This is a genomic window from Sphingorhabdus sp. (genome assembly GCF_044374345.1).
Lineage (GTDB): Bacteria > Pseudomonadota > Alphaproteobacteria > Sphingomonadales > Sphingomonadaceae > Sphingorhabdus_B.
This window is the reverse complement of the sequence record NZ_JBILOS010000109.1, coordinates 1-6,364: the sequence shown is the minus strand read 5'-3', so window position 1 is coordinate 6,364 and position 6,364 is coordinate 1. Positions and strand designations below refer to the sequence as shown.

At 56.4% G+C, this 6,364-nt stretch carries 6 protein-coding genes; 5 read left to right on the top strand and 1 reads right to left on the bottom strand.

Annotation, left to right across the window (positions count from 1 at the left end; translation table 11 throughout):
* The first annotated feature begins 11 nt into the window (after positions 1-11).
* The 3 genes from xseA to ACIQ5B_RS09730 all read left to right on the top strand — a co-directional run bounded on the left by xseA (position 12) and on the right by ACIQ5B_RS09730 (position 2,537).
* Positions 12-1,421 carry an exodeoxyribonuclease VII large subunit gene (gene xseA / locus ACIQ5B_RS09740; protein WP_397598844.1) on the top strand — a complete coding sequence of 470 codons (1,410 nt, stop codon included), beginning with the start codon at positions 12-14 and terminating at the stop codon, positions 1,419-1,421.
* Positions 1,422-1,465: 44 nt separating this feature from the next.
* On the top strand, positions 1,466-1,669 hold the full coding sequence (locus ACIQ5B_RS09735; protein ID WP_397598843.1) for a DUF2093 domain-containing protein: 204 nt from the start codon (positions 1,466-1,468) through the stop codon (positions 1,667-1,669).
* 130 nt (positions 1,670-1,799) lie between these two features.
* Positions 1,800-2,537, top strand: coding sequence for a M23 family metallopeptidase (locus ACIQ5B_RS09730; RefSeq protein ID WP_397598842.1), 738 nt, complete (start codon positions 1,800-1,802; stop codon positions 2,535-2,537).
* Positions 2,538-2,566: 29 nt separating this feature from the next.
* Here the strand turns inward: ACIQ5B_RS09730 and ACIQ5B_RS09725 are convergent, their stop codons facing one another.
* On the bottom strand, positions 2,567-3,058 hold the full coding sequence (locus ACIQ5B_RS09725) for a c-type cytochrome (protein WP_397598841.1): 492 nt from the start codon (positions 3,056-3,058) through the stop codon (positions 2,567-2,569).
* 1,060 nt (positions 3,059-4,118) lie between these two features.
* Here ACIQ5B_RS09725 and ACIQ5B_RS09720 point away from each other — a divergent pair.
* Both ACIQ5B_RS09720 and galK read left to right on the top strand, forming a co-directional pair.
* The gene (locus tag ACIQ5B_RS09720) at positions 4,119-5,153 is read left to right on the top strand and encodes a UDP-glucose--hexose-1-phosphate uridylyltransferase (RefSeq protein ID WP_397598840.1); all 1,035 of its coding nucleotides are present in this window, start codon (positions 4,119-4,121) and stop codon (positions 5,151-5,153) included.
* Positions 5,150-6,319: a galactokinase gene (galK, locus tag ACIQ5B_RS09715; protein ID WP_397598839.1), complete on the top strand. Its 1,170-nt coding sequence runs from the start codon at positions 5,150-5,152 to the stop codon at positions 6,317-6,319. Before ACIQ5B_RS09720 ends, galK begins: the two co-directional genes overlap by 4 nt.
* Positions 6,320-6,364 lie beyond the last annotated feature (45 nt).

Below are 6,364 nucleotides of genomic sequence, written 5' to 3'. Positions count from 1 at the left end.
GCAAGATATTCATGTCCGCAAATGACCCCTTTGAAAATGCTGACCCGCAAGTTGCCCGCCTGTTAGCCGAGGAGCGGCCCGGCGACAATGCCCAGGCCATGAGTGTGTCGGAGTTATCGCTGGCGTTAAAGCGCACGGTTGAGGACCGGTTCGGCCATGTCCGCGTGCGCGGGGAGATTTCGGGCTTTAAGCGCGCCGCGTCGGGCCATATTTATTTTTCGCTCAAAGACGAAAATGCGCGGCTGGATGCGGTCATGTGGAAAGGTGGGGCGGCGCGCCTGCCCTTCGCCCCTGAAGACGGGCTGGAGGTTGTCGCCACGGGCAAATTGACGACCTATGCGGGCCGCTCGAACTATCAAATCGTGGTCGAGAGCCTTGAAGTCGCAGGCGAAGGCGCGATGATGCTTTTGTTTGAAAAGCTAAAGGCGCGGCTCGCCGCCGAAGGTTTATTCGCACCGGAACGCAAGAAAAAGCTGCCGTCACTGCCACGTACAATTGGCGTCGTAACCTCGCCCACCGGCGCAGTTATCCGTGACATCCTGCACCGTCTTGCCGATCGCTTTCCAAGCCATGTGATCGTCTGGCCGGTATTGGTGCAAGGCGAAGGCGCCGCCGCCCAAATCGCGCGTGCGGTCCATGGATTTTCGGCAATGCCACAGGACGGACCCACGCGCCGCCCGGACCTGGTCATCGTGGCGCGCGGCGGCGGGTCTATTGAGGACCTATGGGCCTTTAATGATGAGGCCGTGGTCCGAGCCGTCGCGGATTGTACGATACCCATCATATCGGCCGTCGGGCATGAAACCGATACAACTTTGTGCGACTTTGCCGCAGATTTGCGCGCGCCGACGCCTACGGCCGCGGCCGAGATTGCCGTTCCCGTGCGCAGCGATTTGCTGCAACGTGTGGGACAATTCGGGCTGCGCATGTCCAATGTCGTCCGCAAAAAGGTCGACCTTGCGGCCGAACGGCTTGAGGCACAGCGCCGTCTGATGCCGCGTCTGTCAGACCTTGCCGCCCCGCATCAGCAACGCACAGACGACCTGTCCGAACGGCTTCGCCAATCGCTTCGGACCAGAATTGGCAAGGCTGAAGTGGCTTTTTCTGCGCCAGCGATGATGCTGCACCCGCGCCTCCTGCTCCGGCGCGCCGAGCAAGGGCAGCAGCGCCTTGATGCGTTGACGCGGCTGGTGAGCACATTGCATCCCGAAGCCCCGCTTAAGCGCGGCTTTGCGCGCGTGACCGATGCGAATGGCAAAACCATTATGACGCGGGAAGCCGCGGTGAAAGCGGGTGACGTGACGTTGCGATTTGTCGATGGCGAAGTGGGTGCCCAAATAAGTGGCGGACCTGCACCGCGAATGTCCCCGGCGAAACCAGCAAAAGCGGCTGTCAATCAAGGCAATTTGTTTGACGGATAAAGCCGTGCATTGCCCATTCAGTATCGATGCGCCATAATGTCCAAATGTTGATGTCGTCCAAGAACAAAGTCGCCCGCCTGCATTATATGGCAAATAGTTTTCGTATGCTGACCGCAGGCGACCATGTCGTGTGCGCCGAAACGGGGCAGGCCATTCCATTGGAAGAATTGCGTTATTGGAGCGTCGTCAAACAGGAGCCCTATGTCAGCGCGGAGGCATCGGTTCGCGCGACGATGAAAAAGGGTTGATTGATTGCAGCGTTCGGGCTGGATTTTCTTAGCCGCGCTCGCGGGAATCTCTGCGCAGCCATTGAGCGTAGCGGCCGCACCGACAGCAAACACGCAACCGCCATCTGCCCCCACCGACTTTTGGATGTCTATGCCAGCGGTACAGGGCGGCCTGGTCATCGCGCGTGCGCCACGCGGTGCAGTGTCGGTCACGCTGAACGGCGTTGCGTTGCCACTGACAGCCGACGGCTTTTTCCTGATGGGGTTTGACCGCGATGCCGAAAGCAGCGCGATCCTGACCGCCACATTCGCCGATGGTCGAACGCTCGATCGCACTTTGGCCATAACACCGGGCAACTGGCGGATTGAAAATGTAGCTGCCAACCCGACCGGCGGCGCAAAAACAACCGCAGAGTTCGAAGCAAGACGCGGCGCCGAGCTCGCCCGCATACATGCAGCGCGGGCCAAAACCACGCTCGGTAATGGCTGGCGGCAAAAATTCATGCGCCCAGTGGCTGGCCGGACGTCTGGCCTATTTGGCGCGCAGCGTATCTATAACGGGACGCCCGGCAGCTATCATAGCGGCATGGACATTGCCGCACCAAATGGGACAGATTTTGTCGCACCTGCGGACGGTGTCGTCACGCTTGCGGCCACAGATGCCTTCACGCTGGAGGGGCATTTGCTGATGATTGATCATGGCATGGGCTTAAACAGTGCGTTTTTACACTGCTCAGAGCTTCTCGTAAAAGAAGGTGATTATGTGCAGCAGGGGCAAGTCATCGGGCGTGTTGGCGCGACGGGACGGGCAAGCGGTCCACATCTGCATTGGGGCATGAAATGGAACAATGCGCGCATTGATCCAAAGCTGTTGTTGTCGTCCAAGTGACGCCAGCTTAATATTACGCGCACAAAAAATCAGCTTGGTGTTTCGAGATAGGCGATCAGGTCAGCACGCTTTTGTGCATCTGGCAGACCCGCATAGATCATCTTCGTCTGCGGAATGACACGCGTGGGCTTTTCCAGAAACTGAAACAGTTTTTCTTTAGTCCACACAAAACCGGCACCCGCATTGGCCGCAGAATAGGTATATCCTGGAGCTGTTCCGGCTGTACGTCCGATAATATCATGCAAGGACGGTCCAATTTTGTTCACACCCGCGTCCGTCACATGGCACATGCTGCATTGCGCAAACACTTGCTTGCCGTTGGCGGCATTACCTGTGAAATTAGCAAGAACAGTGCCATCCAAACTGCTGATATCCGTTGCCGGAGGGGGACCCGCAGGTGCGGCAGGGGTTGTTGCTTCTGCCTGCGCGGATGTATCCGTTTCACCTTCCGAACCACCCGTGCATGCGGCAAGCATTGCCGAAAAAGCCAATAGGCCAGCTATTGCTTTTGCGTTGACCATAAATTCTCCCGTCACTTAGTTATTGGGCAGTTAGCCAACGACGTTCATACTGCTTTGGCGAGAAGTTTTAGCGCACAACAATGCGCATGGAAAGGCCATTATACATCGCGATTAGAGCTTTTCTGCCGGGGCATTATCTTCGCCGCCCTCCATCAGCACCTTGTGCCTTAGGCGGTTTATGAATGGGCAAAGCGTCGCACAATTTCGCTGACAGTCGATCGGCTTGAACATCTAGCATGGTCGCGGAAACATCATGAAATTTGGGTTCCGTGGCCAAAAAGTCGAATGAGAACGTGTCTAGATAGCGCGGTGTAATACCGCCGCCGCAACCACCGATAACAGCATGATGCTGATTTGCCCGTCAAGTGATATACGAAAATGGAGGTGTGCGCAGCCAACAGACAATGGTCTCTGCCTGAGGTTCCCTGTTATTAGGGAGTTAGCAGGGAAAATATCAATTTTCGAGGTCGATTAAGAGAGTTTGGTCTCATGGAACGCGCAGTATGCCTGCGCTTTTCGACCGAATTCCCTAAAAAAATAACAGGGAATTTCAATCTCGATAACAGGGAAGTGCTGCGTTGATAACAGCGAAGGTATTTGCCGATAACAGAGAGATAACAAATACCCATGTGATCAAGGCGATAGCATAATTGCCCTGCCCGCCACTCCCGAACAGTCAGTTTAACAACCTACAAGTCGGCAACGGCTGCAATTGCGCCGCGAGCGGTCCGACGGCTTTGCGCCCAATTGAGGTCGTTCCGAGAGCGGTGGTGGATGCCTGAAAGCTGCCTAAGCGGAGGTCATAGCTTTGTTTCGGTATGATGGCCAAAAATGGGCCGGAAGCAGACTGCCTGCTTTTTGTAACTAAACGGAGCATTGCCGCCAATCTGTCGGTTAGCGAGGATGCTCGGGGGTCAGTATCACCAAATCTTCTCTAGAGGCGGGCCTATGTCTCAATCCGCCAGCGACGATATTGCATAATTCGTCAATAAGACTAGATGGCCTCGGATTATGGCCGGTGAGTCTGTTGGCAATTTGATCTTGATTAGGGTGTAATCTAATGGATTTTTCAGATCTGGTGCATCGCCGCCAAAACCCCCTGACGGGCCGTTGGGTCCTGGTATCGCCCCACCGAACACAACGTCCCTGGCTTGGCCAGATAGAACCGCAGGCAGCGCCAGACCTACAGGTGCATGATGCGGATTGCTATCTCTGCCCCGGCAACAACCGGGCGAATGGCGCAACCAATCCGAATTATGAAGGTCCATGGGCGTTCCAAAATGATTTTCCGGCGTTACTCCTCGGAAGCAATGCAGACACGGAGGCGCAAGATCTGTTTCGTGCCGAAGTTGTCAGCGGAGAATGCCGCGTAATTTGCTTCTCTCCCAATCATTCGCTGACTTTGCCGCAGCTTTCAAAGGAGCAGGTCCGCTCCGTGATTGATTGCTGGGCAGCGCAATCAAGCGAGCTGGGCACTCAATACACCTGGGTCCAGTTATTCGAGAACAAAGGGGCAGCGATGGGCTGTTCCAATCCGCACCCTCATGGCCAGCTATGGGCTAGCAGCCACGTTCCTGATGAGCCTGCAATTGAGGACGAGCGACAGCGCGCCTACTTTGCCGAAACCGGACATAGCTTGCTGACGGAGGTGGCCGCTCAGGAAGCGGGCGGGCCGCGTGTGGTGATCGAAACGCCAGACTGGCTTGTGATCGTACCGTGGTGGGCGGTGTGGCCATTCGAAACCCTATTGATGCCGCGGTTCTCGGTGCAGCGCATAGAGCATCTTAACGCTGTCCAGCGCGACGGACTAGCCGATGTCCTGCGCGAGCTAACGGCCCGGTATGACAATCTGTTTGGTTGTCCATTTCCCTATTCGATGGGCTGGCACGGCGCCCCTTATCTCCCAGGAGATCACAGTCACTGGGTTCTGCATGCCCATTTCTATCCGCCCTTGCTGCGTTCGGCGACAGTCCGGAAATTCATGGTCGGCTATGAAATGCTCGCCGAAGCGCAACGCGATCTGACGCCTGAACAGGCAGCAGAACGACTTCGCCGTGTATCGCCAACACATTACAGCCTGAGGGACGCCCAATGACCCCCCTCGAAGCACTAGCTCAACATACTATAAAGACATTTCGACAAGCTTATCACCGCGAGCCAACAGTCGTTGCATTCGCGCCGGGTCGGGTTAATCTGATCGGAGACCATACGGATTATAACGATGGCTTCGCGCTGCCCTGTGCACTGGAGTACGGCACTGTAGTCGCCTTAGCGCCGCGGGCTGATAACCTGATTGCTGCTCACGCAGTCGACCTTCAGGAAGAGAAGTGTGAGTTCGCGATTGATGGCCAAATTGTTCCAATGTCGGCGGGACACTGGCAAAACCATTTGCGTGGCGCAACCGCAGGATTGCTGAAGTTCGGACTACCAGTTGGAGGTGCGTACCTTGCTATTTCCGGAAATGTTCCTCAAGGAACAGGCCTTTCTTCTTCCGCGTCACTCGGTGTCGCATTGGCCTTGGGGCTCACTGCATTAGCTGGCGAGCAAACGCCAGACCACCGCGCTTTGGCCAAGGTAGCACAATGGGCCGAGCATCATTTCGTTGGATGCGCTTGTGGCTTAATGGACCAAATCGCTTCCGCATTTGGGCAGCGGGACAGCGCTTTGCTCCTCGATTGCCGTTCGCTTGCGATTGAGCAAGTGCACTTCCCCGCAGATGCACGCATCCTGATTGTGCAATCCGGCGTCGTGCGCGAACTGGCTGAGAGTGCGTACAACGAGCGACGGGCCCAATGCGCCAGCGTGGCAGCGCATTTTGGCGTTTCAGCGCTGCGCGATCTCGATCCGCAGCGACTGGAAGCAAAGCGCTCTGAACTCGACTACAAAGTCTACCGTCGCGCGCGCCATGTTGTGACGGAAAATGTGCGAACCGTCGATGCTGCGCGCGCAATCGCGCAGGGTGACTTGGTTGCTCTTGGTAATGCAATGCGCGCCTCGCATCACTCACTCAAGAACGACTTAGAGGTTAGTGTGCCAGCGGTCGATGCGCTCGTCGATTGTCTCAACTTGGCGATAGGTAACGAAGGCGGTGCGAGGATGACGGGTGGTGGCTTCGGCGGATGCGTCGTTGCGGTTCTTCAATTCAACAAGATGGACGCGGTTAAGCGCGCACTAGGCGCATTCTGGCATGCAAAGGGCATGCGTCCTCAGTTGGGCATCGTAGCTAGGCCGTCTGCCGGCGCCTGTCTGCTGCCTATCTAATGCAGCCGCCCAAACTCCAAATGAGCAAAGTGTCTGAATCCTATC